27 protein-coding genes are annotated in these 25,966 nt (G+C 67.3%); 16 read left to right on the top strand and 11 right to left on the bottom strand.

Annotation, left to right across the window (positions count from 1 at the left end; translation table 11 throughout):
• The first annotated feature begins 244 nt into the window (after positions 1-244).
• From ACTJLD_RS26660 to ACTJLD_RS26615, 10 genes are all read left to right on the top strand, one after another.
• The gene (locus tag ACTJLD_RS26660) at positions 245-646 is read left to right on the top strand and encodes a DnaJ family domain-containing protein (protein ID WP_006478536.1); all 402 of its coding nucleotides are present in this window, start codon (positions 245-247) and stop codon (positions 644-646) included.
• Entirely contained in the window at positions 643-1,239 is a 597-nt protein-coding gene (gene tadA / locus ACTJLD_RS26655; protein WP_440659953.1) for a tRNA adenosine(34) deaminase TadA, read from the top strand. Before ACTJLD_RS26660 ends, tadA begins: the two co-directional genes overlap by 4 nt.
• Positions 1,240-1,340: 101 nt before the next feature.
• A complete protein-coding gene (ldcA, locus tag ACTJLD_RS26650; protein ID WP_091920959.1) occupies positions 1,341-2,279 on the top strand; it encodes a muramoyltetrapeptide carboxypeptidase in 939 nt (312 codons plus the stop codon).
• 307 nt (positions 2,280-2,586) lie between these two features.
• Positions 2,587-3,291, top strand: a complete 705-nt coding sequence (locus tag ACTJLD_RS26645) for a GntR family transcriptional regulator (RefSeq protein ID WP_027787125.1) — start codon at positions 2,587-2,589, stop codon at positions 3,289-3,291.
• Between the two features lie 149 nt (positions 3,292-3,440).
• Complete coding sequence (locus tag ACTJLD_RS26640) at positions 3,441-4,925, top strand: NCS1 family nucleobase:cation symporter-1 (RefSeq protein WP_059694659.1); 1,485 nt, start codon at positions 3,441-3,443, stop codon at positions 4,923-4,925.
• A gap of 10 nt (positions 4,926-4,935) precedes the next feature.
• Positions 4,936-5,727, top strand: coding sequence for an aspartate/glutamate racemase family protein (locus tag ACTJLD_RS26635; protein WP_048020956.1), 792 nt, complete (start codon positions 4,936-4,938; stop codon positions 5,725-5,727).
• A gap of 148 nt (positions 5,728-5,875) precedes the next feature.
• The gene (gene puuE, locus ACTJLD_RS26630; RefSeq protein WP_059694654.1) at positions 5,876-6,829 is read left to right on the top strand and encodes an allantoinase PuuE; all 954 of its coding nucleotides are present in this window, start codon (positions 5,876-5,878) and stop codon (positions 6,827-6,829) included.
• Positions 6,826-7,347: a 2-oxo-4-hydroxy-4-carboxy-5-ureidoimidazoline decarboxylase gene (gene uraD / locus ACTJLD_RS26625; protein WP_027787129.1), complete on the top strand. Its 522-nt coding sequence runs from the start codon at positions 6,826-6,828 to the stop codon at positions 7,345-7,347. The genes puuE and uraD overlap by 4 nt, the downstream gene beginning before the upstream one ends.
• A gap of 62 nt (positions 7,348-7,409) precedes the next feature.
• Positions 7,410-8,423 (top strand): allantoicase, encoded by a 1,014-nt coding sequence (alc, locus tag ACTJLD_RS26620; protein ID WP_027787130.1) that lies wholly within the window; start codon positions 7,410-7,412, stop codon positions 8,421-8,423.
• Positions 8,420-8,932, top strand: a complete 513-nt coding sequence (locus tag ACTJLD_RS26615) for an ureidoglycolate lyase (RefSeq protein WP_027787131.1) — start codon at positions 8,420-8,422, stop codon at positions 8,930-8,932. The genes alc and ACTJLD_RS26615 overlap by 4 nt, the downstream gene beginning before the upstream one ends.
• 86 nt (positions 8,933-9,018) lie before the next feature.
• On the opposite strand, the gene ACTJLD_RS26610 is transcribed toward ACTJLD_RS26615, so the two are convergent.
• Positions 9,019-9,984: a LysR substrate-binding domain-containing protein gene (locus tag ACTJLD_RS26610; protein WP_440659951.1), complete on the bottom strand. Its 966-nt coding sequence runs from the start codon at positions 9,982-9,984 to the stop codon at positions 9,019-9,021.
• A gap of 152 nt (positions 9,985-10,136) precedes the next feature.
• Here ACTJLD_RS26610 and ACTJLD_RS26605 point away from each other — a divergent pair, with 152 nt between their 5' ends.
• A complete protein-coding gene (locus tag ACTJLD_RS26605) occupies positions 10,137-10,541 on the top strand; it encodes a RidA family protein (protein ID WP_124816964.1) in 405 nt (134 codons plus the stop codon).
• Positions 10,542-10,567: 26 nt separating this feature from the next.
• Here the strand turns inward: ACTJLD_RS26605 and ACTJLD_RS26600 are convergent, their stop codons facing one another.
• A complete protein-coding gene (locus ACTJLD_RS26600) occupies positions 10,568-11,383 on the bottom strand; it encodes an aminotransferase class IV family protein (RefSeq protein WP_440659949.1) in 816 nt (271 codons plus the stop codon).
• 134 nt (positions 11,384-11,517) lie between these two features.
• Between ACTJLD_RS26600 and ACTJLD_RS26595 the strand changes: the two genes are divergently transcribed.
• Both ACTJLD_RS26595 and ACTJLD_RS26590 read left to right on the top strand, forming a co-directional pair.
• A complete protein-coding gene (locus ACTJLD_RS26595) occupies positions 11,518-12,438 on the top strand; it encodes a LysR substrate-binding domain-containing protein (RefSeq protein WP_440659947.1) in 921 nt (306 codons plus the stop codon).
• Positions 12,439-12,513: 75 nt separating this feature from the next.
• Complete coding sequence (locus ACTJLD_RS26590) at positions 12,514-12,924, top strand: ACT domain-containing protein (protein WP_200058374.1); 411 nt, start codon at positions 12,514-12,516, stop codon at positions 12,922-12,924.
• 101 nt (positions 12,925-13,025) lie between these two features.
• On the opposite strand, the gene ACTJLD_RS26585 is transcribed toward ACTJLD_RS26590, so the two are convergent.
• Together ACTJLD_RS26585 and uraH are read right to left on the bottom strand one after the other, a co-directional pair.
• Positions 13,026-14,219 carry a urate hydroxylase PuuD gene (locus tag ACTJLD_RS26585; RefSeq protein ID WP_021160368.1) on the bottom strand — a complete coding sequence of 398 codons (1,194 nt, stop codon included), beginning with the start codon at positions 14,217-14,219 and terminating at the stop codon, positions 13,026-13,028.
• A gap of 52 nt (positions 14,220-14,271) precedes the next feature.
• On the bottom strand, positions 14,272-14,625 hold the full coding sequence (gene uraH / locus ACTJLD_RS26580; RefSeq protein WP_059694643.1) for a hydroxyisourate hydrolase: 354 nt from the start codon (positions 14,623-14,625) through the stop codon (positions 14,272-14,274).
• 519 nt (positions 14,626-15,144) lie between these two features.
• Between uraH and ACTJLD_RS26575 the strand changes: the two genes are divergently transcribed.
• The gene (locus ACTJLD_RS26575; RefSeq protein ID WP_060194407.1) at positions 15,145-16,557 is read left to right on the top strand and encodes an 8-oxoguanine deaminase; all 1,413 of its coding nucleotides are present in this window, start codon (positions 15,145-15,147) and stop codon (positions 16,555-16,557) included.
• Positions 16,558-16,704: 147 nt separating this feature from the next.
• Here the strand turns inward: ACTJLD_RS26575 and ACTJLD_RS26570 are convergent, their stop codons facing one another.
• Together ACTJLD_RS26570 and ACTJLD_RS26565 are read right to left on the bottom strand one after the other, a co-directional pair.
• Positions 16,705-17,634, bottom strand: coding sequence for a LysR substrate-binding domain-containing protein (locus tag ACTJLD_RS26570; RefSeq protein WP_006478550.1), 930 nt, complete (start codon positions 17,632-17,634; stop codon positions 16,705-16,707).
• A 222-nt stretch (positions 17,635-17,856) separates the two neighbouring features.
• A complete protein-coding gene (locus ACTJLD_RS26565) occupies positions 17,857-18,066 on the bottom strand; it encodes a dodecin (RefSeq protein WP_021160372.1) in 210 nt (69 codons plus the stop codon).
• 135 nt (positions 18,067-18,201) lie between these two features.
• Between ACTJLD_RS26565 and ACTJLD_RS26560 the strand changes: the two genes are divergently transcribed.
• On the top strand, positions 18,202-19,095 hold the full coding sequence (locus ACTJLD_RS26560) for an NAD(P)-dependent oxidoreductase (protein ID WP_048020970.1): 894 nt from the start codon (positions 18,202-18,204) through the stop codon (positions 19,093-19,095).
• A gap of 66 nt (positions 19,096-19,161) precedes the next feature.
• Here the strand turns inward: ACTJLD_RS26560 and ACTJLD_RS26555 are convergent, their stop codons facing one another.
• The 4 genes from ACTJLD_RS26555 to ACTJLD_RS26540 form a co-directional block, all read right to left on the bottom strand.
• A complete protein-coding gene (locus ACTJLD_RS26555) occupies positions 19,162-19,608 on the bottom strand; it encodes a hypothetical protein (RefSeq protein ID WP_440660044.1) in 447 nt (148 codons plus the stop codon).
• A gap of 333 nt (positions 19,609-19,941) precedes the next feature.
• Positions 19,942-20,373, bottom strand: a complete 432-nt coding sequence (mscL, locus tag ACTJLD_RS26550; protein ID WP_006487991.1) for a large conductance mechanosensitive channel protein MscL — start codon at positions 20,371-20,373, stop codon at positions 19,942-19,944.
• 232 nt (positions 20,374-20,605) lie between these two features.
• Entirely contained in the window at positions 20,606-21,769 is a 1,164-nt protein-coding gene (locus ACTJLD_RS26545; RefSeq protein ID WP_440659943.1) for a tetratricopeptide repeat protein, read from the bottom strand.
• 90 nt (positions 21,770-21,859) lie between these two features.
• Positions 21,860-22,540, bottom strand: coding sequence for a PspA/IM30 family protein (locus ACTJLD_RS26540; RefSeq protein WP_021160377.1), 681 nt, complete (start codon positions 22,538-22,540; stop codon positions 21,860-21,862).
• Positions 22,541-22,983: 443 nt separating this feature from the next.
• On the opposite strand from ACTJLD_RS26540, the gene ACTJLD_RS26535 reads away from it, so the two are divergent.
• On the top strand, positions 22,984-25,500 hold the full coding sequence (locus tag ACTJLD_RS26535) for a penicillin-binding protein 1A (protein ID WP_027787140.1): 2,517 nt from the start codon (positions 22,984-22,986) through the stop codon (positions 25,498-25,500).
• Between the two features lie 83 nt (positions 25,501-25,583).
• On the opposite strand, the gene ACTJLD_RS26530 is transcribed toward ACTJLD_RS26535, so the two are convergent.
• A partial coding sequence (locus tag ACTJLD_RS26530; RefSeq protein ID WP_440659942.1) for a DUF3574 domain-containing protein occupies positions 25,584-25,966 on the bottom strand: 383 nt, incomplete at its 5' end.

The following is a 25,966-nucleotide window of genomic DNA, read 5'->3' as shown; positions in this document are numbered from 1 at the left end:
CCGTATCGGCGCGGCTCGGCCCGCGTCGCCACTGACAAAAAACGGGGCCGGCATTGCGTCCGTTCGCGGGTGTCTGGACAGCCCGCAGCCCGCTGCGGCGCAGCAGCGCGGCAAATGATGCCGATCGGCACGCATGCGCGGCGATTCGGCCCCTAAAACGCAATGTCGAGCATATCTTCGAAGGGCCTGTCATACCCGCGTCACCCTGCTAGAATTCGGCCTGCCGCATTGTTCCGATTGACTGATGAGATTGCTTGACGCCCTGGTCGAACAACGTATTGCCGCCGCCGCCGCGCGGGGCGAGTTCGACGATTTGCCGGGTACCGGCGCGCCGCAGGCGCTGGATGACGACCTGCTCGTGCCCGAGGAGGTGCGGGTGGCCAACCGTATCCTGAAGAATGCGGGCTTCGTGCCGCCGGCCGTCGAGCAATTGCGCGCGCTGCGCAACCTGCACGACGAAGTGCAGGCGGTCAGCGACCGTGCCGCGCGGTGCCGGCTGCAGGCGAAGATCCTCGCGCTCGACATGGCGCTCGAATCGCTGCGCGGCGGCCCGATGGTGATGCCGCGCGATTACTGCCGGCGCATCGCGGAGCGCCTGTGCGAGCGCGGGCTCGACGAAGCGTCCGCCGAAGCGGGGCCGATGTGACGTCCGACGCGCTGCACGACGCAGCCCGCCCGGCAGACACCCCGGCGGCCGAACCCGCCGCCGATTCCCCCGTTCCCGAAGCTGCGCCCGTATCGGCGCGCGACCTGCATTTCATGCGTCTCGCGCAGGCCGCCGCCGAAGAGGCGCGCGCGGCCGGCGAAGTGCCGGTCGGTGCGGTGCTCGTGCGCGGCGATGAAGTGATCGCGCGCGGCTTCAACCATCCGATCGGCGGGCACGACCCGTCGGCCCATGCGGAAATGGCCGCGCTGCGCATGGCCGCGCAGCATCTGCAGAATTACCGGATGCCCGGCTGCGAGCTGTTCGTGACGCTCGAACCGTGCCTGATGTGCGCGGGCGCGATTATGCATGCGCGTATCGCGCGGGTCGTCTACGGCGCCGCCGATCCGAAGACGGGCGCCTGCGGCAGCGTGATCGACGCGTTCGCGAATCCGCAGCTGAACCACCATACCGAAGTGACCGGCGGCGTGCTCGCGGACGAGTGCGGCGCCGCGCTGAAGTCGTTCTTCGCCGAGCGCCGTCGCGCGCTGCGCGAAGCGCGGCTGGCCCGCGACGCCGAATCCGGCGCGTCATAGGCGCGCCCGCCGCCCCGACCCAAGCCGGGGCATGCACGGCTTCGTGAACCGGAGACGGTTCAGACCCTCTAAGCAGGTTTGACGACCCGACACCTTTCGCCATGTCCTTCCAGCCCGCCGCGTCCTACACCATCCGGCTGCTTGCGCCGTCCGGCTATCCGCACGACCCCGACGCGATCAACCGCGCGCTCGAGCGCCTCAGCACCGCGCAGCACCGCATCGAGAACATCGAGGCGACGCAGCGGCGCTTCCAGCGGTTCGGCGGCACCGACGGCGAGCGGGCAGGCGACCTGAACCGTCTTGCCGATCCCGAGCGGCCGCTGCCGGACATCGCGCTGGCGGTGCGCGGCGGCTACGGCGCCGCGCGCATCCTGCACGGGCTCGACTATCGCGGGCTCGAACGCAGGCTGCGCGACCAGCCGGTCGCGCTCGTCGGCCACAGCGACTTCACGGCACTCCAGCTCGCGCTGTATGCGAAGGCACGCATCAAGACGTTCGGCGGCCCGATGCTGTCCGCCGATTTCGGCGCGGAAACGCCGAGCGACTTCACGATGCAGCACTTCTGGCAGACGCTGACGCAGCCGAGCACGACGATCGTCGCCGACGCGCCGCAGGTGCAGAGCGTGAACGTGACGGGCACGCTGTGGGGCGGCAACCTCGCGATCCTCTCGTCGCTCGTCGGCACGCCGTACATGCCCGACATCGAAGGCGGCATCCTGTTCATCGAGGACGTCAACGAGCAGCCGTTCCGGATCGAACGGATGATCTATCAACTGCACCTGTCGGGGCTGCTCGCACGCCAGCAGGCGCTGGTGCTCGGCCAGTTCACCGGTGCGCGGCCGTTCGAGTACGACAACGGCTACGACATGCAGGCGATGATCGAGCAGGTGCGTGCGGTGGTCGGGATTCCGGTCATCACGGGGCTCCAGTTCGGCCACGTGCCCGACCTGCTGACGCTGCCGTTCGGCGCGCACGCGCAGCTGGTCGCGAATGCGCACGGTTTCCGGCTCACGCTGTCCGACTATCCGCACCTCGGTTGAGATGGGCGCGATCGATCGAAAGGCGGGTTTCCCGCCTTTTTCTTTAGGTAAGCGCGCAACTAACGATCAAGTTTTTTCGTCGACATCCGCAGCACGGTCGCCGAATTTTGCACCAGTTTTGTCAACAAAAAAGCCGGAAGGGTATACGACGAGAAGGGCCTCTGTCGTACGTCTAGGCCTTGTCGTGCATGGATTCGACGCATCATGCACCGAACGGGGTCGCGTCGATGCACGCCGATTGTGCGCAATGCCGGAAAAGAATTGTTGACAATCTTTATGTCCGCCCTAGGATGAGGATCATCACACGATGCCGATCATGAACGAGCCCGAAGCCCACCTGTCCGGTGCAGCCAGCCCCGAAGCGATCGCCGAGCGGATCCGCACGGCGATCCTCGAGCATCGGCTCGCGCCTGGTTCGAAGCTGACGGAGGCGCAGCTCTGCGACGTATTCGGCGTGAAGCGCGGGACGATCCGCCAGGCGCTTGCGCAGCTCGCGACCGACAAGCTCGTCGAGCTCGAGCCGAACCGCGGCGCGTTCGTCGCGAGCCCGACGCTGCAGGACGTGCACGAGGTGTTCGAGATGCGCCGGATCATCGAGCTCGCCGTGGTCGAGCGGCTCGCGACCGGGCCCGGCGCGAAGCGGCTGAAGGGCGTCGCCGCGCTGATCGACAAGGAACGCAAGGCGTTCGAGCGGCACGACTTCGCGGCGTGGATCCGGCTGTCGGGCGAATTCCACACGGCGCTCGCCACGCTGATGGGCAATGCGACGCTCAGCGAGTGCCTCGAAGGGCTCGTCGCACGCTCGACGCTGATGTCGGCGCTGTACGAATCGCACGGGCGCAGCCCGTGCTCGTGCGACGACCACGAAGAGATCCTCGCCGCGCTGGAAGCGGGCGATCCGAAGCGGGCGGTGACGCTGATGGCGCACCACCTGCAGCATGTCGAACTGAAGATGCTGGACCGGCCCGCACAAGGGCAGGTCGATTTGCGCGAAGTGTTCGGCGGCGCCTGAGCGGCGACGCGAACCCGGCCGCGCGCCACATAACGAGCGAAATGCAGGCCCGCGGCGTTTGCCGCGGGCCGCTGGTCCGACTCCGGGCGTCGATCCGGAGCGATATCGATGACGGTGGAGCGGCCATCCGGTCGCGTCAAGGAGAAGTCATGGCTCAGTTCAGTGTGGCGCACGATAGCGCTTATCCGGCGGAAGAAGGCGGCGAGGGCGGCGACCCGACGCTGCCGAAGGGTTACAGCGAACGTCTGTATAACGAAGATTTGGCACCCCTGAAAAACCAGACATGGGGTTCGTACAATATCTTCGCGTTCTGGATGTCGGATGTGCACAGCGTGGGCGGCTACGTGTTCGCGGGCAGCCTGTTCGCGCTCGGGCTGACGAGCTGGCAGGTGCTGATCGCGCTGATCGTCGGGATCAGCCTCGTGAACGTGCTGTGCAACCTGATCGCACGGCCGAGCCAGCAGATCGGCGTGCCGTACCCGGTCGCGTGCCGCGCGACGTTCGGCGTGCTCGGTGCGAACGTGCCGGCCGTGATTCGCGGGCTGATCGCGATCGCGTGGTACGGCATCCAGACCTATCTCGCGTCGAGCGCGCTCGTGATCGTCGTGCTGAAATTCTTCCCGCAATGGCTGCCTTACGCGGACGTGCATCGCTACGGCTTCCTCGGGCTGTCGGCGGTGGGCTGGGCCGGCTTCATGCTGCTGTGGGTGCTCCAGGCGTTCGTGTTCTGGAACGGGATGGAGACGATCAAGAAGTTCATCGACTTCGCGGGGCCGGCCGTCTACGTCGTGATGTTCATCCTCGCCGGCTACATGGTGTGGCGCGCGGGCTGGCGCAACATCGGCATCAACCTCGGCGGCGTCAAGTATCACGGCGCGGAAGTGATTCCGGTGATGATCACGGCCGTATCGCTGGTCGTGTCGTACTTCTCCGGGCCGATGCTGAACTTCGGCGATTTCTCGCGCTACTGCCGCTCGTTCGGCGACGTGAAGCGCGGCAATTTCTGGGGGCTGCCGGTCAACTTCCTCGCGTTCTCGCTCGTCACGGTGATCACGACGGCAGCGACCTTGCCCGTGTTCGGCGAACTCATCACCGACCCGGTCGAGACGGTCGGCCGCATCGACCATCCGACCGCGGTGATCCTCGGCGCGCTGACGTTCACGATCGCGACGATCGGCATCAACATCGTCGCGAACTTCGTGTCGCCCGCGTTCGACTTCTCGAACGTCGCGCCGCGCCTGATCAGCTGGCGCGCGGGCGGGATGCTCGCGGCCGTCGCGTCGATCTTCATCACGCCGTGGAACCTGTTCAACAACCCGGCCGTGATCCACTACACGCTCGACGTGCTGGGCGCGTTCATCGGCCCGCTGTACGGCGTGCTGATTGCGGACTTCTATCTCGTCAAGCGCGGCCGGCTCGTGCGCGACGACCTGTACACGATGTCGGAAAGCGGGACGTACTGGTACACGGGCGGCGTGAACCGCCGCGCGCTCGTCGCGCTGTTGCCGGCCGCGGTGATCGCGATCGTGTGCGTGATGGTGCCGGGCTGGCAGGGCGTCGCGAACTTCTCGTGGTTCATCGGCGCGGGGCTCGGCTTCGTGTTCTACCGGCTGCTCGTGAACACGAAGGCCTGAGGAGCGTGCGATGAAGATCCGGCTGATCAATCCGAATACGACGCAGCGGATGACCGACGCGATGGGCCGCTGCGCGCGCGAGGTCGCGGCCGCCGGCACGGAGATCGTGGCGGTGAGCCCGCCGATGGGGCCGCCGTCGATCGAAGGGTATTACGACGAGGCGCTCGCGACACCGGGGCTGCTTGCCGAGATCGCACAAGGCGAGCGCGATGGCTGCGACGCATACGTGATCGCGTGCTTCGGCGATCCGGGCCTGTACGCGGCGCGCGAACTCGCGCGCGGGCCGGTGATCGGCATTGCCGAGGCCGCGATGCATGCGGCGAGCGTGCTCGCGCCGGGCTTCTCGGTCGTCACGACGCTCGCGCGCACCTGCGGGATGGCGTGGCACCTCGCGGAGCGCTACGGAATGAAGCGGTTCTGCCGCAACGTGCGCGCGACCGACGTCGCGGTGCTCGAGCTCGACCGGCCGGGCTCGGCCGCGCGGCGGATCATCGTCGACGAATGCCGGCGCGCGCTCGACGAGGACGGTGCCGACGCGATCGTGCTCGGCTGCGCGGGGATGGCCGAGTTCGCGCACGAAATCGAGCAGCAGATCGGCGCGCCGGTGGTCGAGGGCGTCACGGCGGCGGTCAAGTGGGCCGAGGCGCTCGTCGCGCTGCGCCTCGCGACGGCGAAGCGCGGCGATTACGCGCGGCCGCTGCCCAAGCGCTACGACGGCGCGTTCGCCCGCTTCAGCCCGCCGGACGGGGACGAGGCGGAGCCGGCCCCGAATTTGCCGCAACCGCACATACACACCGTCTGACACGCACTATCTGCGCCGCTGTATGGGCGCGTATGGGCGTTTTCGCTACACTGGGCCGTCATCGCATCGGCTTGCGCAGCCGGCCTCCGGCACCCGCGCGGTCGATGCGAACCCATTATTTCAGCGAGCTTTTGCCGCACCTCGAACCATGTCACTCGATCCCAACTATCCTCGCGACCTGATCGGCTACGGCCGCCATCCCGTGCAGGCGAACTGGCCGGGGCGCGCCCGCGTCGCCGTGCAATTCGTGCTGAACTACGAAGAGGGCGGCGAGAACTGCGTGCTGCACGGCGATCCGGGCTCCGAGCAGTTCCTGTCCGAAATCGTCGGCGCGGCCGCGTATCCCGACCGCCACATGAGCATGGAGTCGATCTACGAATACGGCTCGCGGGCCGGCGTGTGGCGCATCCTGCGCGAATTCGAGAAGCGCGGGATGCCGCTGACGGTATTCGGCGTTGGCATGGCGATCGAACGCCACCCGGAGCTCGCACGCGCGTTCGTCGAGCTGGGCCATGAAATCGCGTGCCACGGCTGGCGCTGGATCCACTACCAGAGCATGGCGCCGGAACTCGAGGCCGAGCACATGCGCCTCGGGATGGAAGCGATCGAGCGCGTGACGGGCGAGCGCCCGCTCGGCTGGTACACCGGCCGCGACAGCCCCAACACGCACCGTCTCGTCGCGGAATACGGCGGTTTCCTGTACGACTCCGACAACTACGGCGACGATCTTCCGTTCTGGATGGACGTCGAAGTGTCGGGCGGCAAGACGTCGCCGCAGCTGATCGTGCCGTACACGCTCGACACGAACGACATGCGCTTCGCGACGCCGCAGGGCTTCAACACCGGCGATCACTTCTTCGACTACCTGCGCGACGCGTTCGACGTGCTGTACGCGGAGGGCGACGAAGCGCCGAAGATGCTGTCGATCGGCATGCACTGCCGGCTGCTCGGCCGGCCGGGCCGTTTCCGCGGGCTGCAGCGTTTCCTCGATCACATCGAGAAGCACGATCGCGTATGGGTGACGCGCCGTGTCGATATCGCGCGTCACTGGCGTGAACATCATCCGTATCAGCCCAATCATCGAAACGAAGGGAAAGCATGAAGGCGATGCGCTACACGTTGGATCAACTGAACACGATGGCGCCGAGCGCATTTGTCGCGGCGCTGTCGGGGATCTTCGAACATTCGCCGTGGGTGGCCGAAGTCGCCGCCGGCGAGCGGCCGTTTGCGAGCATCGACGCGCTGCACAAGACGATGTCGGGTGCAGTGGAATCGGGCGGCGAAGCGCGCCAGCTCGCGCTGATCAACGCCCACCCGGAACTGGCCGGCAAGGCCGCCGTGCGCGGCGAGCTGACGGCCGAGTCGACGCGCGAGCAGAGCGGCGCGGGCCTCGACCAGTGCACGCAGGAAGAGTTCGACAAGCTGCTGACGCTGAACCGCACGTATCGCGAGAAGTTCGGCTTCCCGTTCATCCTCGCGGTGCGCGGTTATGACCGGCACGGCATCATCGCGAACTTCGAGTCGCGCGTGAATCATTCGCGCACCGAGGAACTGCGCGCGAGCCTCGACCAGATCTACCGGATCGCGCGCTTTCGCCTCGACGACCTGATCGACGCCTGACACCGCAGTACGGCCCGCTGCGTCGCAGCGGCCGGATCGCCTCACTGAAACAAGGAAACATCATGGCTGTTCCGCTTCTCGATCCCAACGCACCCGAATTCACGCGGCGCTACGTGAATCTTGCCGACCCGCGTCTCGGTGCGCAGGCGCTCGAGGCCAGCGACGATTTCTTCGCGCCGAAGGACCGGATGCTGAACCCCGAGCCGGCCGTCTTCATTCCCGGCAAGTACGACGACCACGGCAAGTGGATGGACGGCTGGGAAACGCGCCGCAAGCGCACGACGGGCTACGACTGGTGCATCGTCAAGCTCGCGCGCCCGGGCGTGATCAAGGGCTTCGACATCGACACGAGCCACTTCACCGGCAACTTTCCGCCGGCCGCGTCGATCGAGGCCGCGTTCGTGGCCGACGGCGCGCCGACGCAGGCGACCGAGTGGGTCGAGATCGTGCCGTCGACGACGCTGCAGGGCAACAGCCATCACTATGTCGACGCCAGCGACGCGCGTGCGTTCACGCACCTGCGCGTGAACATCTACCCGGACGGCGGCATTGCACGCCTGCGCGTGTACGGCCAGCCGCAGCTCGACTGGGCCGGCGCGAGCGCGACCGAGCAGTTCGATCTCGCGGCGATGGAAAACGGCGGTTACGTGGTGGCCGCGAACAACCAGCACTTCGGCGTCGCGTCGAACCTGCTGCTGCCGGGTCGAGGCGTGAACATGGGCGACGGCTGGGAAACCCGCCGCCGCCGCGAACCGGGCAACGACTGGGCGATCATCGCGCTCGCGCAGCCGGGCGTGATCCGCAAGATCGAAGTCGATACTGCGTTCTTCAAGGGCAACTATCCGGATCGCTGCTCGATCCAGGCCGCGTACGTGTCGGGCGGCACGGACAGCTCGCTGATCACGCAGTCGATGTTCTGGCCGGTGCTGCTCGGCGAACAGAAGCTGCAGATGGACAAGCAGCACTACTTCGAACAGGACATCGCGTCGCTCGGCCCCGTCACGCACGTGCGACTGAACATCATTCCGGACGGCGGCGTGTCGCGCCTGCGTCTGTGGGGGACGCTCGACAAATGAAGACGCTTGTCATCGAACCGCTGACCAGGGAAGCGTTCGCGCCGTTCGGCGACGTGATCGAAACGGAAGGGGCAAAGCAGATCCCGATCAACCTCGGCACGACGATCCGCTTCCACGATCTCGCGAAAGTCGACGTGACCGATGAAGACGGCCGCACGCTCGTCAACCTGTTCCGCGGCCAGCCGCGCACGCTGCCGTTCGAAGTGAAGATGCTCGAACGGCACCCGCTCGGCAGCCAGGCGTTCGTGCCGCTGAACGACCAGCCGTATCTCGTCGTCGTGGCGCCCGCGGGCGATCTCGATCCGGCGAAGATCCGCGCGTTCGTGACGAGCGGGTGGCAGGGCGTCAACTATGCGAAGGGCGTGTGGCATCACCCGCTGATCGCGCTCGGCGGCGTCAGCGACTTCATCGTCGTCGATCGCGGCGGCGACGGCCTGAACCTGAACGAGCAGGACCTGCAGGAATCGCTGTGGCTCACCGACGAGGCGCTGCACGCACTGACGGCCTGAGTCGTCGCTGGTGGTTCCGCCATGGCCGATCGAAAACCCGCGCACGTTGCGCGGGTTTTTTCATGGTGCCGCCGTTTCGACGCGATTCAGGTCGCCGCGGTCTTGCGCGCGTCGCGCGAACCGTGGGCGCCGCGGCGCCGGTTCGCGACCGGCGCATGCTCGGCGATCAGCCCGGCGGCCCAGTCGATGAAGACACGCAGCTTCGCGCTGACGTGGCGGTTCGGCGGGAACGCGACGTACATCGGCATCGGTTCGAGCTGCCATCGCTCGAACAGCGGCACCAGTTCGCCACGGGCGCGATGCGCACCGGCCATGTAGTCGGGCAGCCACAGAATGCCCAGCCCGGCGAGGCCGGCCTCGAGGTACGCATTGCCGTCGTCGACCGCGAGCACGTAGCGTCCGCGCACGGTGATCCGCTCGCCGTCGTATGCCATCGCAAACGGCAACGCCTTGCCGGTGCGCGCCCACAGGAACCCGACGATCCGGTGATGCGAGTCCTCCAGCTCGTCCGGATGAGCCGGCGTGCCGGCACGCGCGAGATAGGCCGGCGACGCGTACACGCCGAGCCGCAGGTCGCCGACATGCCGCGCGACCAGTGAGCGGTCGGTCGGCTCGCCGCCGCGCACGACGCAGTCGACGTTCTCGCCGATCACGTCCACCACGCGGTCGCTCACGCCCATGTCGAGCTGGATGTCCGGATAGCGCGCATGGAACGCGGGCAGCGCGGGGATCAGGATCAGGCGCGCGAACGGGCTCGGCACGTCCACGCGCAGCCGCCCGCGGGGCGTCGCGGACGCCGCGGACAGGCTGGTTTCGGCATCGTCCATGTCGGCCAGCAGCCGCACGACGCGGTCGTAGTACGCGGCGCCGTCCGCGGTGACGACGACCTTGCGCGTCGTGCGGTTGAACAGCTTCACGCGCAGCCGTGCCTCGAGCTGCTGCACGAGTTGCGTGACGGTGGTGCGGCTCATGTGCAGTGTCTCGGCGGCCTTCGTGAAGCTGCCGGCTTCCACCACGCGGGCGAACGCCTGCATTGCGTCGAATCGGTCCATCGGGTCAGGGCTCCGCGTCGGTCGGGAATTGTTTGGGGCGCGCAAACAGTGTTGGACAGGGTTGCCGGTTTATTCGCCGTGCCACCGTCCTTAAAGTGCCTTCATCGTTGATGCCGGGGCGGTTTCGCCCCACAAACCGAAGGAGGTGCTGAATGGTAAAGCGTAGCGTGGTTTTTCCGCCCGGTCGGCAGGCACTGTACGAGCGCAACCGTTATTCGCCGGCGCTGCGCTCGAACGGCTTCCTGTTCGTGTCCGGGCAGGTCGGCAGCCGCGACGACGGCTCGCCCGAACCGGAACTCGGCGCGCAGGTCCGCCGCGCGTTCGACAACCTGAACGCGGTACTGCGCGCGGCCGGCTGCACGTTCGACGACGTCGTCGACGTGACGGTGTTCCTCGTCGATCCCGAAGCGACGTTCGAGCGGATCTGGGAGATCGTCCCCGAGTACTGGGGCGACGCGCCTCATCCGACGCTGACTGCCGTCGGCGTGACGTGGCTGTACGGCTTCCAGTTCGAGATCAAGGCGATCGCGCGGCTGCCGGAGACGGTCGACGGGTGAGCCATGCCCGACACGGGGCCCGCGCGTCACGGCGCGACGGGCACCTCCTGTTCGTACGCGCGATGCAGCAGGGCGACGAACGACGACGCGTCCGGCAGCGTCGCCGTGCCGAAGCGGTGCACGGCGATACCGGGCGTCCACGAGTTCATCACGACGGCGCCGGCCATCGACGGCAGGTCGGCCGGCGTCAGTTCGCGATCGTGCTGCGCGACGCCCAGGCGCGCCAGCTGCCGGCGCACGATGCGCATCGTGACTCCGCCGAGCATGCCGGCCACCGGCCACACGACCGCGTCGCCCGTCCAGAACGCCAGGTTCCAGATCGAGCCTTCGCTGATGCGTCCGTGGCGATCGACGAATGCCGCATCGTCGAAACCCTGCGCGATCGCGCGGCGCAGGAAGTGCGTCTTGGCGACTTCGCCGACGTGCTTGATCTCCGGCAGCACGCGCTCGTGATCGAACAACGCGAGATCGAGCGGGCCCGCCGGCCCCGACGACGGCGCGGCGGTGCGCACCAGCACGTCGAGCGCTTCGTCGTCGCGCGGCGCGACGAATTCACCCGTCGTCGCATGCACGGTCGCCGTCAGCGACAGCGCCGACGGCGCGCGCTCGAGCGCAGCGCGCAGGAGCGCGCGAATCCGGGTGTCGGGCAACGCCTGGCCGAACAGTGCGTTCGACGCATCGCGCAGCCGCGCGAGATGCAGGTCGAGGCCGCGTACGCGGCCGTCGCGCACCTGCATCGCGGTGAAATGCGCGTGGCCCGCGAATGCGAGCGGCGCGAGCGCGTCCGGGGTGGCGGCGCCGCCGTTGAGCTGAACGACGGACGGGAACGGGGCAACGGTCATCGGCGGATCTCCGGGTTCGGTCGCGAGCGCGGGGCGGCTCGCGGCATCGTCAAGAAAGCCTATTGTTTGCGGATTGATGGCATCTTGAAAAACGAGTAGTTTTGGAACGGTCATCAAATCCGGTTTGAAGATCGATGGAACGCATGTGGCCCGGTACGCGCGCGCTGAGGACGTTCGATGCGGCGGCGCGGCACCTGAATTTCTCGCGGGCGGCCGACGAGGTCGGGCTGACGCCGGCGGCGGTCAGTCATCAGATCAAGGAAATCGAGGCGCAGCTCGACGTCGTACTGTTCGTCCGCACGAGCCGCAGCATCCGGCTGACGCCGGCTGGTGTCGTGCTGGCCGCCGCGGCCGCCGATGCGCTGGCGGGCCTGCAGCGCGCGACGGCCCGGGCGCGGCGCATCGCGCGGGAGCAGACGGAGTTGCGCGTGTCGGTCGGCGCGCGTTTCGCGACGCACTGGCTGCTGCCGCGCCTGCCGCGTTTCAGGGCCGCGCATCCGGCGTTCGAGCTGACGTTCGACATCACCGACCGGTTGCGCGATTTCGACGATGACGACGTCGATGTCGCGATCCGCTTCGGCACCGGGCGCTATCGCGACGCGTGCGCGCAGCGCCTGTTCGATACGTCGGTCGTCGCGGTCTGCGGCCCGGCACTGCTGTCGGCCCGGCCGCCGTTGCGCAAGCCGCGCGATCTGCTGCGCCATACGCTCTGCCAGGTCGACTGCGAAGTCGACGGCGTGACCTGGCCGCGCTGGTCGGCGTGGATGGCCGCGGCCGGCATCGACGGTTTCGACGACAGCCGGTGCGTGTCGTTTCCGGATTCGAGCCACGTCGTGCAGGCCGTGACGGACGGCACGGCGGTCGGTCTTGCGGAACCGCACATGATCGCGCGCGATCTCGCGGAAGGGCGCGTGGTGCAGCTGTTCGACGTGAGCGTCGGGGTGGCGCCGGGCCTTGCGTATCACGTCGTGTATCCCGAACGCACGCAGGACGATCCGCGCATCGTCGCACTGCGCGGCTGGCTCGCGGACGAGGTCGCGACGATGCGCGCGTAGCGGTAGCAGCGGCGGCGCATGCTATCGTGCCCGCATCTCCACCGCACGATGCCCGGTTCCGGGCGTGTTCTTCCGATGAGCCAACCTGAAAACGACCTCGCGGTCCTGCTGCGCACGATGCAGCCCGAACTGCATCCGGGCGCGTTCGCCTTCGTGTCGCTGCCGGCCGATGCAGACGTATCGTTATCCGAAGTCATTGCGACGTTCCGCGAAGCGGAAGGGCTGACGGTCGTGGTCGACGAGGAAACGGCTGCACGTCGCGGCTGGCCGGTGCTGTTCCGCTCGGCCTGGATCACGCTGACCGTGCATTCCGACCTGGCGGCCGTCGGCCTCACGGCGGCGTTCGCGCGGGCACTCGGCGCGGCCGGCATCAGCTGCAACGTGATGGCGGCCGCGTACCACGATCACATCTTCGTGCCGTTCGACGACGGCCCGCGCGCGCTCGATGCGCTCGTCGCGCTCCAGCGCGACGCGACGCGCGTCTGACGCGCGAAGGGCATCCGGGACGCGCCAAAAAGAACGGGCCCGTCACCGGGCCCGAGAACGGAGAGGATTGCACCGGGCACTCACACCCGGCGCACGGCGGCTTACTTGTTCGCGCCACCCTCGAACCAGGCGGCGAGCTTCGTCCGCTCGTCGTCGGTCATGTGCGTGACGTTGCCGATCGGCATCGCCTTCAGGCGCACCGCCTGTTCGTAGATGCGCTGTGCGTTCTTCGACACTTCGTCCGGCGTGTCGAACATCACGCCCGCGGGCGCGCTGCCCATCAGCGTCGGCTTCGACGAGTGGCACTCGACGCAGCGTTGCTGCAGGATCGGCATGATGTCGTTGATCACGATCTTCGGTGCGTTGGCCGCCTGCGCTTCCGGCGCGACCGGCTTCGGCATCGTCCAGACCAGTGCGCCCGACAGCAGTGCGACGCCGCCGATCGGCAGGTACCACAGCTGCTTGCCGCGGTGACGCATCACGAAGAACTGGCGGATCAGCGCGCCGGCCAGCATGATCAGCACGAGCACGACCCAGTTGAACTTGTTCGTGTAGGTCATCGCGTAGTGGTTCGACAGCATCGCGAACACGACCGGCAGCGTGAAGTACGTGTTGTGCACCGAGCGCTGCTTGCCGCGCTTGCCGTAGATCGGGTTCGGCTCTTCGCCCTTGAGCATCTTGTCGACCATCTTGCGCTGGCCGGGGATGATCACGAAGAACACGTTCGCCGACATGATCGTGGCGAGCATCGCGCCGACGATCAGGTAGGCGGCACGGCCCGCGAAGATATGGCACGCGAGGTAGGCGGCGGCGACCACGTAGATGCCGACGCAGATGCCGAGCACGCGGTCGTTGGTGCCGAGGATGCGGCACAGCGAGTCGTAGACGATCCAGCCGGCCGCGAGGAAGCCGAGTGCGGATGCGACGGCGACCACCGGGCCCATGTCGAGCACGCTCTTGTCGATCAGGTAGGTGTTCGGTGCGAGCAGGTACAGCACGAAGAACAGCGAGAAGCCCGACAGCCAGGTCGTGTACGACGGCCACTTCGACCAGTGCAGGTCATCGGGCATTTCCGGCGGGGCGACCGTGTACTTCTGCATGTTGTAGAAACCGCCGCCGTGGACATGCCACAGCTCGCCGAACACGCCGCGCTTGCGCTGGTTCGGGTCGGTCGGCGGTTTCAGGCTGTTGTCGAGCGCGACGAAATAGAACGACTCGCCGATCCACGCAATGGCGACGATGACGTGCAGCCATCGCAGCGCGAGGTTCAGCCAGTCGGTGATGAAGCCTTCCATGAAACTCCTCCAGACTCAAATCGTTTGTTTGATGCGGGCGCTGATTCGAATGTCAGCTGCCGCGATAGGTGCTGTACGACCACGGCGACACGAGCAGCGGCACGTGGTAGTGCGAAGCGGTGTCGGCGATGCCGAAGCGCAGCACGACGCGGTCGACGAAGCGGGGTTCGGGCACCTTCACGCCGAGCGACGCGAAGTAGTCGCCGGCGTGGAACACGAGTTCGTATTCGCCGGCGGCGAGCGCGGCGCCTTCCAGCAGGGGTTCGTCGCAGCGGCCGTCGCTATTGGTCAGCACGGTCTTGAGCGCGCGGCGCGATTCGCCGTCCAGCGCGTAGAGGTCCACCTTGATTGCCGCGCCGGGACGGCCGTGCGCCGTATCGAGTACGTGGGTAGTGAGCTTTCCCATTCGTTGTGTCCTTATGTGAATGCGGGGTTCGGCGGCGACTCGATCCATTGACTGTGCGGCGGATCGAGGCTCCACGTCACGTGGCTACATACCCGTCGGCGAGATTGAAGCGAGCGCCGTGCAGGCATTGTAAAAAGGTTCCCCGCGCAAATACGGGCGCGATATCAAAGATAATGCGCCGCGCATGAGCGGCTGTCGACGGTATGCCGGATACCGCTTCCGGCGGGCTTTTCGGGTGTTTCCGGCCTTTCGCCGGGTGGTGCGCGGCGTACCATATCGAAACCGTGAAGCGCGGTATTCCGGATCGCGCATTGTGTGCGGCGCGTGCTTGGGCGATCCTCCCGCCGTGCGCGTCGGCCTGTGGCCCGCGCGTACCCCGAAGACGGCGAGCACGCCGGGTAACCGGGCCAGGGCGTTCGAACGGACGCAGGCACCGGAGCGTGCCGCGATTCAGCGTTCGAACGGCTGTGTGACCGCCTCCAGGATCAACGCCTGGAGGCAGACCGACGCGGAGAACGCATGAACCTCGAGCAGCACGCTGGCGCACGCGCGCCGAACCCTTCCTCATCCCGCCCGAAAACCCTGCTGGTCAAGCACGCCGACGTGCTCGTGACCATGGACGACACGCGCCGCGAGCTGCGCGACGCCGGGCTCTACATCGAAGACAACCGGATCGTCGCGGTCGGCCCGAGCGCCGAGCTGCCCGACACGGCCGACGAAGTGCTCGACCTGCGCGGCCACCTCGTGATCCCGGGGCTCGTGAACACGCACCACCACATGTACCAGAGCCTGACGCGCGCGGTGCCGGCCGCGCAGAATGCCGAACTGTTCGGCTGGCTCACGAGCCTGTACCGGATCTGGGCACACCTGACGCCCGAGATGATCGAGGTGTCGACGCTCACCGCGATGGCCGAGCTGCTGCAGTCGGGCTGCACGACGTCGAGCGACCACCTGTATATCTACCCGAACGGCAGCCGCCTCGACGACAGCATCGGCGCCGCGCAGAGGATCGGCATGCGCTTTCACGCGAGCCGCGGCTCGATGAGTGTCGGCCAGCGCGACGGCGGGCTGCCGCCCGATTCGGTCGTCGAGCGCGAGCCCGAGATCCTGCGCGACACGCAGCGCCTGATCGAGACCTATCACGACGAAGGCCGCTACGCGATGCTGCGCGTGGTGGTCGCGCCGTGCTCGCCGTTCTCGGTGAGCCGCGAGCTGATGCGCGACGCGGCCGTGCTGGCGCGCGAATACGGCGTGTCGCTGCACACGCACCTCGCGGAGAACGTCAACGATATCGCGTATAGCCGCGAGAAGTTCGGGATGACGCCGGCCGAATATGCGGAAGATCTCGGCTGGGTCGGCCACGACGTGTGGCATGCGCACTGCGTGCAGCTCGACGATGCGGGCATCGGCCTGTTCGCGCGCACCGGCACGGGCGTCGCGCACTGTCCGTGCTCGAACATGCGGCTCGCGTCGGGCATCGCGCCGGTGAAGAAGATGCGTCTCGCGGGCGTGCCGGTCGGCCTTGGCGTCGACGGTTCCGCGTCGAACGACGGCGCGCAGATGGTCGCGGAAGTGCGGCAGGCGCTGCTGCTGCAACGGGTCGGTTTCGGGCCCGATGCAATGACCGCGCGCGAAGCGCTCGAGATCGCGACGCTCGGCGGCGCGAAGGTGCTGAACCGCGACGATATCGGCGCGCTGAAGCCCGGCATGGCGGCCGACTTCGCCGCATTCGACCTGCGCCAGCCGCTGTTCGCGGGCGCGCTGCACGATCCGGTCGCGGCGCTGGTGTTCTGCGCGCCGTCGCAGACGGCGTACACGGTGGTGAACGGGAAGGTGGTGGTGCGGGAGGGGCGGCTGGCGACGCTCGATCTGCCGCCCGTCATCGCGCGGCATAACGCGCTGGCGCAGGCACTCGTGGAGGCGTCGCGCTGAGGCACTGAGCTGGAGAGTGCGCCGCGCGCTGCACGTCGGGCGCGTGGCGGCCGAGGCCGGGATCCGTCACGCGCGGCCGCACGAGGCCGCTTCGGGCCACGCCGGGCCACACCGCAGCGGCGTGGCCGGCGCGCGCGTCGTGCGCGCTTACGCTTCGATCAGCGTGCGGGTGGCTTCGGCGACGAGGCTGCGCAGCCAGCGCACTTCGTCGGAGTAGTGGCAGCGCTCGTGCCACAGCTGGTAGTACTGCATCGGCGGGAAGTCGAGCGGTGCCGGCACGACCGACAGCGGCAGGAACTTCGCGTAGTGATCGGCGAACAGGCGCGTCGTCGTGAAGATCAGGTCGGACTTCACGAGCACGTACGGTGCGAGGTTGAAGTACGGCAGCGTGACGACCACGTGGCGCTTGAGCCGTTCGCGCGCGAGATGCACGTCGATCGCGCCGCGCTGGCCGACCGAGTACGGCGTCGGCGCGAGATGCGGCGCGTTCAGGTACTGGTCGAGCGTGAGCCCGCCACGCTTCGCGAACGGGTGCGTGTTGCTCATCAGGCAGACGATTTCATCGACGAACAGGTTCGACAGGTGCAGCTGCTCGGGCGGTTCCGGCCAGTTGCCGACGACGATGTCGAGCTTGCCGTCTTCCAGCGCGAGCTCGTAGTCGAAGGCGGGGCCGAGCGAATGGAACTCGAGCGTCGCGTTCGGCGCGGCCAGGCGAAAGCGCTCGACGACGGTCGGCACGAACAGCACGTTCAGGTAGTCGGGGCAGCCGATCCGGTAGCAGCGGATCGACGTGGCCGGGTCGAAGTTGTGCTGCTGGAACTTGATCCGCTCGATTTCACGCAGCGCGTTCTGCACGGGCTCGAGCAGGCGCAGCCCGTATTCAGTCGGCACCATGCCGGATTTGCCGCGCACCAGCAGCGGATCGCCGGTGATGTCGCGCAGGCGCCGCAGCGCGGCGCTGATTGCCGGTTGCGACTGGTTCAGTTTGACGGCCGCGCGCGTGACGCTGCGCTCCATCAACAAGGTGTGCAAGACGCGCAAGAGGTACGTGTCGATCGCCTCGCGTTGCTGACTCATGATTTCTCCGGGTTATATGGCTGGGCTGATCGAGGGGTACTGTGGGTATATCGTTTTTAATATGAACGAAAATCAGCGTCAAGAGATGGATACCCGCAGGCACCCGCCGGCCGGGCCGCGACAAGGGGCCTGAACGGGGTTGCAAGCGGGCGCGCCGCGCCGTGCGGAGGCACGTGTCGTGCGACTCCGGATCGCGGCGCGGCGTGGGGTGCGACGGGCGCGTCAGTCGTCGATGCGCATGCCGACCTTCAGCGTCACCTGCCAGTGAACCACCTGGTCGCCTTCGATGTGGCCGCGCGTTTCGGTCACCTGGAACCAGTGCAGGTTGTGCAGTGTCTTGCCGGCTTTCGAGATCGCGTTGCGGATGGCGTCGTCGCTCGATTGCTGTGACGAACCGGTCAGTTCGATCATCTTGTACACGTGGTCGCTCATGATGCGCTCCCTGGGATATCGGCATATATCGCCGGTGCAGGTCGCGTTCCCGAAGCGGCGCCGCGCGTGCCCGGCTTCTTGAGTGATAGGTATGATGGGCGGCAAGTGCAACCCATATCGGAGACGAGGAACATCGTGGAAGTCGGATTTTGCGGACCGGGATTGATGGGCGCGCCGATGATTCGGCATTTGCTGGCGGCCGGGCATCGGGTCAGCGTATGGAATCGTTCGCGCGACAAGGCCGAGGCGCTCGTGAAGGACGGCGCGCAAGTGGCCGGCACGCCGCGTGAACTGGCGGAGCGCGTCGATACGGTATTCGTGTGCGTGCTCGACGGCCGCGCGGTGGGCGACGTCGTGTTCGGCGAGCACGGGCTGCTGGCCGGCGACGCCGCCGCGCGTCGCCTGCAACGCATCGTCGATCATTCGAGCATCCCGCCCGCCGCGACGCGCGATTACGCGGCGCGCGCGGCCGCACTCGGCGTCGGCTGGATCGATGCGCCCGTATCGGGCGGCGTGCCCGGCGCGCAGGCCGGCACGCTCGCGGTGATGGCCGGCGGCCGCGCGGCCGATCTCGACACGGTGCGGCCGCTGATCGACACGTACGCGTCGCGTATCACGCACATGGGCGACGCGGGTGCGGGGCAGACGGCGAAGCTGTGCAACCAGGCGATCGTCACCGCGACGGTGACCGCGATTGCCGAGGCCGTCGGTCTCGCGCAGGCGAGCGGCATCGATGCCGCCCGGCTGGCCGAAGCGCTGGCCGGCGGCTGGGCCGATTCGGTGCTGCTGCAGACGTTCGTGCCGCGCATGACGTCGGGCGGTCATGCACCGATCGGCGCGCTCGGCACGTTCCAGAAGGACGTCGATGCGATCGCCGACGCGGCGCGCGACACGGGTGCGGTGATGCCGGTGTCGGCCACCGTGCAGCAGGTGCTGCGGCTGGGCGCCGCGCAAGGGCTCGCCGGCGCCGATTTCGCCGCGTTCATCGACATCGTGCGGCCCGGCAACGGGCGTCGGCAGGCGTCGTGACGGGCAAGCGGGGCGGGTGAATGGCAGATGGGCCGCCCGGAGGCGGCCCATCGAATGGCAGGCGGATCAGCCGAGGGAGCGGGGTGTCGTGTCGCCGGCGTTCTGGCGGCCGAGCCCGCCGTGCAGGCTCGCTTTCGTGCCTGCACCAAACTCGGGCAGGATGCGCGCACGCGCACGGCTGGCAAACACGAGGAAACCGAAGCCGTTCGCTTCGTACCAGTAGCCACCGTTCTCGAGGCCGTCGAGCGGCTGCTCGAGCGCGTTGGCGATCGATTCGATGCAGCGCTTGCGCAGCTCGGCGATGGCGGGATAGGGCGGCTGGGCGCCGCGCACGCTGCACAGGAGCACATCGAGACCGGGCAGCACGTGTGCGTACAGGACGGGTTCGTCCTGCGCACGGGCGCGGGCAATCTTGGTGTCGAGCTGGGCAAACGGTTTCGAGTGGCGCAATACCGCGAGGAATGACTCCTGGCCATCCTGCTGGGCACGCCGACGTTTTTTCGGGAAGGACATAAACACTCGCCTCAAAAACAATTGCAAGAAATGCGGCATTTTCATGCGACCCACTCCCGGCTATGTACGCCGCATGTCGATCCTTTATAGCACACGAAAATGCTGCCTTCGTGCAGTACGACGATCAATGTCTCCCGTCGACCTGCTCGCCATGATCGACACAGTCAGCGTCTTGGCGCCCGTACTGTCGTTTAGTCTCCATCATAGACCTGCTTTTCCCGTGCGTGCATTCGCCCGTCACAAAAAAGTGAGATAGGCCGCATGCGGCGGTGCATCGCGCGCGCAACAAAAAGGCCCGCACGGGGCGGGCCTGGCAGGCGGGGTGCTCGGCGATCAGCGCTGCTTCAGCGAATCGCGGATCTCGCGCAGCAGCACCGTGTCTTCCGGCGTCGCGGCCGGTGCGGCTTCTTCCGGCTTGCGCAGCTTGTTGATGAATTTCACCATCAGGAAAATGATGAATGCGAGGATGACGAAATTGATCGCCACGGTGATGAACGAGCCGTAGCCGAACGCGGCGACACCCGCGGCCTGCAGGTCCTTGAACGAATCGGGATTACCCTTGAACGTCGGGGGGATGGTGCCGAGCAGAACGAACTTGTTCGAGAAATCCAGACCGCCCGTCAGCACGCCGATCACCGGCATGATGAGGTCTTTCACGACCGAGTCGACGATCTTCGAGAACGCGCCGCCGATGATCACGCCGACGGCGAGATCCATGACGTTGCCCTTGACGGCGAACTCCTTGAATTCCTTGATGATGCTCATGAGCGGCTTTCTCCTGTTGGGGGCGAGGGGAGGCGTGCCGCGACGCGCGGGGATGCGAAGCGTCGAATGAGGGTCGGTGGCACGCCGATGGCCGCATGATAGCGAACGCTCCCCATTGCCGGTAGTCCATCTTGAAATGATTGACAAATCCGCGCGTCGGCGCGGCCGGCGCTGAAGGGGAGCGTGGCGTGCGTTGCAGTGCGTCGCAGGTGTGTCGACGCGCTGCGCGGCGTCAGGTGTTGTCGTCGGTCCAGCCGTCGTCGTTGCTGCCGAGATCCATGCCGCCGCCGCCGTTGCCGTCGCTCCAGTTCGACGCATCGCCGCGGCCGAGGTCGAAGCCCGGATCGTTGTCCTGCCGGTGGCGTTCGCCGTCGACGATCACGTCGCGTTCGACCACGCGCTCGCGGCCGCCCGACATCGCCTCGCCGAGCAATACGCCCGTCAGCAGGCCGCCCATGCCGCCGCCGAAACTGCCGCCGCCTTGCTGGATCACGACAGGCGGCTGCTGTTGCGGGTAGGGTTGCGGCGGATACGGCTGGCCCTGCGCGCCCGTCATGCGATCGGCTTCCTGCGCATACACGGAGCCGCTGCCGTTCGCCGGTGCAGCAGGTTGCGCGGCCGGGTCGGGACGCCCCTCTACGCGTGCCTTCACGCTCGCATGGCGCTGTTCGAGTTCGTCGACGCGATAGGGCGGTACCGGATTCTTGCCGTTGGACAGCGTTTCGACGAGCGTGCGCGCGTCGGTCTCGATCGCTTCGAGCTCGCCCGTGAGCGCCGCGGCCCCCGGCGCCGTCGACAGCTTCGCGTCGAGCTTCAGCGGGCGGATGTCGTTCAGCACGTCGGTGGCGCGCTTGAGCTGCGTGCGGCGTTCGTCGTCGGCGCGGCTGTCGTCGGCCGTGCGCGCGCGCCGCAGCGTCCAGCGCAGCACCAGCGCGATCACCGCGACGATCAGCCCGAGGCCGATCCACATGCCGGTCGACGGGCCGTGTTTTTCGGCCGGCGCGGCAGCGGGCGCGAGCGACGATTGCAGCGTGCCGGCCTGCGTCGCCGACGGCGCGTTGCCGCTCACGCGCGCGGCGTCGGCGCGAATGCGCGACTCCGTCTGGGCAAAGCGCGACGCATCGGTGAACTTCAGTTGCGGATCGAGCGACTTCGCGCGCTGCAGCTGCGCGAGCGCATCGGACGCGCGGCCCTCGCGGTCCAGCACCTGTGCATACAGGTAGCGCGCGTGCGCATTGTTCGGATGGGCGTCGATGACTTGCGACAGCTGCGTGTCGGCTTGCTGCCAGTTGCGTTGCGCGATCGACTGCTCGACCTGCTGCAGCGACGGGACCGCAAACGCGGCGGACGACAGCAACATCAGCGAGAGGCCGAGTGCGGCGAGAGATTTCTTCATGGTCGAACCGGGCGCAGGCGCCCGTCTCCTGACGATCGGTTCGCGCCGCGCGCCCGGGGCGGGCGGCGGCGCGGTTGCCCGCAGTTGCCGTTACTGCGCGGGCGTGTCGAGCTGCTTCTTCAGCGCGGCGAGGCGATCCTCGACCGACGGGCCCTTGTTCAGCGCGGCGAGCTTGTCGTCGAGTGCCTTGCCGCTCGACGTGTCGGCGGAATTGAGGCGCGCGTCCGAGCGGGCGTTCTGCAGCGCGACCTTGTCCTCGAGCTTCTGGAAGTCTTCAGACAGGTTCTTGCCGCCGATGCCGCCCAGCGCGCTTGCCGCGACGTCCTTCGCCTGCGCGATTTCCTGCTTGGCCTGCAGGATGTTCGAGCGTGCATTCAGGTCGTTGCGGCGCTGACGCATGTCGGCGATCTGCCCCTTCAGCTTGTCGACCGACGGCTCGAGCGTCGACAGCTCGGCCGCGAGCGCGTCACGCTCGGCTTCCGCGTTCGACTGCGCGCCGAGCGCCTCGCGTGCGAGCGCCTCGTCGCCGGCCTGCAGCGCGCGCTTCGCGCCGTCTTCGTACTTCTTCACCTTGTCGTCGGCCGCATCGCGCTTGCTGCGCTGGGTCGCGACCTGTGCCTCGATCTCGATCAGCGAATTCTCGGCACGGCCGATGCTGTCGTCGAGCTCCCGCACGATCTGCCGTGCGTCGCGCGACGGATCCTGTACCGAATCGGCCGCATCGTTCAGCAGGCCTTTGATCGTGCGCGAAACAGAGTCGAAAAGCGACATGAAATCCTCCGTGGTTGAAAGGCGCCGCGTAGCCGCGGCAGTGCCCGTAGCGAGCCGGTTCCGACCCGCATGAGCCGGCGGATATTACACCACCGGTTCACTTAAATACGGCTTAAACGCGCGAGTTCAAGCGGCGCGCGCATCAGGATGTCGAACCTTTCGCGGTTGAAAGAAAATCGACCGTGCGCACCATATTGCGTGTCCATGATAGGCAGAGGATGCCGACAATACGTTCCTCAAATCACGGCATTGCGGGAATTTTTACAAAAAATCGCGAAGGCACCCGGTCGATTTCATTAAAATGCGCTGTCACGTCGCGGGAACGGATCGCCGCGCGGCGGGGTCTGTCGACGTGACAGCCGCATCACGCTGTACCCGCTCTGATTCATCCGCTTGCATTTCCGCATGCGTCCGAGGGTGCCACGTACGCCCGCCATTCCGACATGCCAATTATCAAACGACCGCCTTCTTCTTCCGACAGGAACGAACCCCACTACACGCTGCGCCGTTCGCCGTCCGGAGCCTATTACCCCGATGACGACGATCGCGACGACGACCGCCGCACCCAGCGCAGCGGCGGCGGAGGGCGCCGTCGCTCGTTCGGCTCGCGCGTCGCGCTGTGGTTCGCCGGCCTGTTCGCGACGCTGGCGATCGTCGGCGCGCTGATCGTCGGCTACGCGCTGGTCGTGATGGCGCCGCAACTGCCGTCGCTCGATGCGCTGACCAACTACCAGCCGAAGGTGCCGCTGCGCGTGTTCACGGCCGATCACGTGCTGATCGGCGAGTTCGGCGAGGAGCGCCGCAGTCTCGTGCGGTTCCAGGACATTCCCGACGTGATGAAGAAGGCCGTGCTCGCGATCGAGGACTACCGCTTCTACGAGCACGGCGGTGTCGACTTCGTCGGCATCCTGCGCGCGGGCGTCGCCGACCTGATGCACGGCGGCGCGCGCCAGGGCGCGAGCACGATCACGATGCAGGTCGCGCGCAACTTCTTCCTGTCGAGCGAGAAGACCTACACGCGCAAGATTTACGAAATGCTGCTCGCGTACAAGATCGAGAAGGCCCTGACGAAGGACCAGATCCTCGAGCTGTACATGAACCAGATCTATCTCGGCCAGCGCTCGTACGGTTTCGCGGCCGCCGCGCGCGTGTATTTCGGCAAGGACCTGAAGGACATCACGCTCGCTGAAGCGGCGATGCTCGCGGGGCTGCCGAAGGCGCCGTCCGCCTATAACCCGGTCGTCAATCCGAAGCGCGCGAAGGTGCGCCAGGAATACATCCTGAAGCGCATGCTCGAGGTCGGCTACATCACGCAGCCGCAGTACGACGAGGCCGTGAAGGAAGAGATCCACGTGCGCACGCCGGGCAACCAGTACGCGGTGCACGGCGAGTACGTCGCCGAGATGGTGCGGCAGATGATGTACCAGCAGTACAAGGACGAAACCTATACGCGCGGGCTGACCGTCACGACGACGATCAATTCGGCCGACCAGGAAGCGGCGTACCAGGCCGTGCGTCGCGGCATTCTCGACTACGAGCGCCGCCACGGCTATCGCGGGCCGGAAGCGTCGATCCAGCTGCCCGCGGCCGGCGACGACCGCGACGAGGCGATCGACGACGCGCTCGCCGATCACCCGGACAACGGCGACCTTCAGTCGGCGGTCGTGCTGTCGGCGTCGCCGAACGCGGTCGAGGTGCAGTTCGTCGGCGGCGCGACCACGACGATCGGGCCGGCCGGGCTGCGCTTTGTGTCGGCCGCATTGAGCCCGCGCGCGAACGATACGCTGCGCATCAAGCCGGGCTCGGTCGTGCGCGTGCTGAAGGACGGCAAGACGGGCTGGCAGGTCGTGCAGCTGCCGCAGGTCGAAGGCGCGCTCGTCGCGATCGCGCCGCAGGATGGCGCGATCCGCTCGCTCGTCGGCGGCTTCGACTTCAACAAGAGCAAGTTCAACCACGTGACGCAGGCATGGCGGCAGCCGGGCTCGTCGTTCAAGCCGTTCATCTACTCGGCGTCGCTCGACAAGGGCATGGGGCCGGCGACGATGATCAACGACGCGCCGCTGTACTTCCCGCCGAGCGTGCCGGGCGGCACCGCCTGGGAGCCGAAGGACGACGACCAGCCGGACGGCCCGATGACGATGCGTACCGGCCTGCAGCGTTCGAAGAACCTCGTGTCGATCCGGATCCTCGCGTCGATCGGCACGCAGTATGCGCAGCAGTACGTGACGCAGCGCTTCGGCTTCGATCCCGCGAAGACGCCGCCTTACCTGCCGATGGCGCTCGGCGCGGGCCTCGTGACACCGCTGCAGCTCGCGACGGGTTATGCGGTGTTCGCGAACGGCGGCTACAAGGTCGATCCGTACCTGATCGCCGAGGTCGACGACGCGCGCGGCCAGCCGCTGCAGAAGTCGCAGCCGGTGCTCGCGGGCAGCACGGCGCCGCGCACGATCGAAGGCCGCAATGCATATGTGATGAACAGCCTGCTGCATTCGGTCGCGACGGCCGGCACGGGCGCGGGCACCAACGCACTGGGCCGCAGCGACCTGCAGGGCAAGACCGGTACGACGAACGACGCGAAGGACGGCTGGTTCGCCGGCTACCAGCAATCGCTCGTCGCGGTTGCATGGATGGGCTTCGACCAGCCGAAGAGCCTCGGCAGCCGCGAGTTCGGCGCGCAGCTCGCGTTGCCGATCTGGGTGAACTACATGCGCACCGCGCTGAACGGCGTGCCCGAGCAGCAGATGCCGATGCCGGACGGCCTGACCTCGATCGACGGCGAGCTGTACTACGCCGATCGCACGCCGGGCAACGGCTTCGTCGCGAACGTCGACATCAACCCGGCCGAGAACGCGATCAGCGCGAACGACGCGCTGGGTTCGGCCGGTGCGGCCGGGCTGGCGCCGCCGCCCGTCACGCCGCAGGAGAAGCAGCAGATCATGGACATGTTCGAGAACAAGTAAGCGGGATACCGCTGTTCATGCATGCGACGGGCGCCTTCGGGCGCCCGTTTTTTTGTGCGTCGAGGCAAGCGGGAGCAGCTGAATCAGAACGACGCGCAGGCAGGCACCACCGTCATGCCGACCGATTCCTGATGAAACCGCTGCATATAGGCCTTGCGGATCGCGGCGAGCCGCACGCGCGTGTCGGGCGTATCGTCGGCGATGATACGGATCACGAAGCTGTCCTCGCGCGTGATGCCGCCCGTCGTGCGGTCGCGCCATTGGCCGTGTGTATCCCAGTAGGTCAGGCCGTCGGGAAAACGCGGCGTGACCGTGTCGGCGAGAAACGCCGCGCGCTCCGCATCGGTGACGGAGCCGTGTCCCGCGATGTCGCGCCCGAACAGCAGGTCGGCCTGCAGCATGCGGCTCTCGCCCGGCCGGGTGCAGGCCGGCGCCGTGCCGGCGGCGGGCGGGGGCGGGCGGGGGC

Origin of the sequence: Burkholderia sp. 22088, assembly GCF_052045915.1 — a bacterium.
In the GTDB taxonomy this organism is placed as follows: domain Bacteria; phylum Pseudomonadota; class Gammaproteobacteria; order Burkholderiales; family Burkholderiaceae; genus Burkholderia; species Burkholderia cepacia.
The sequence above is the reverse complement of the archived record's forward strand: the minus strand, read 5'-3'. Positions and strand labels throughout refer to the sequence as shown.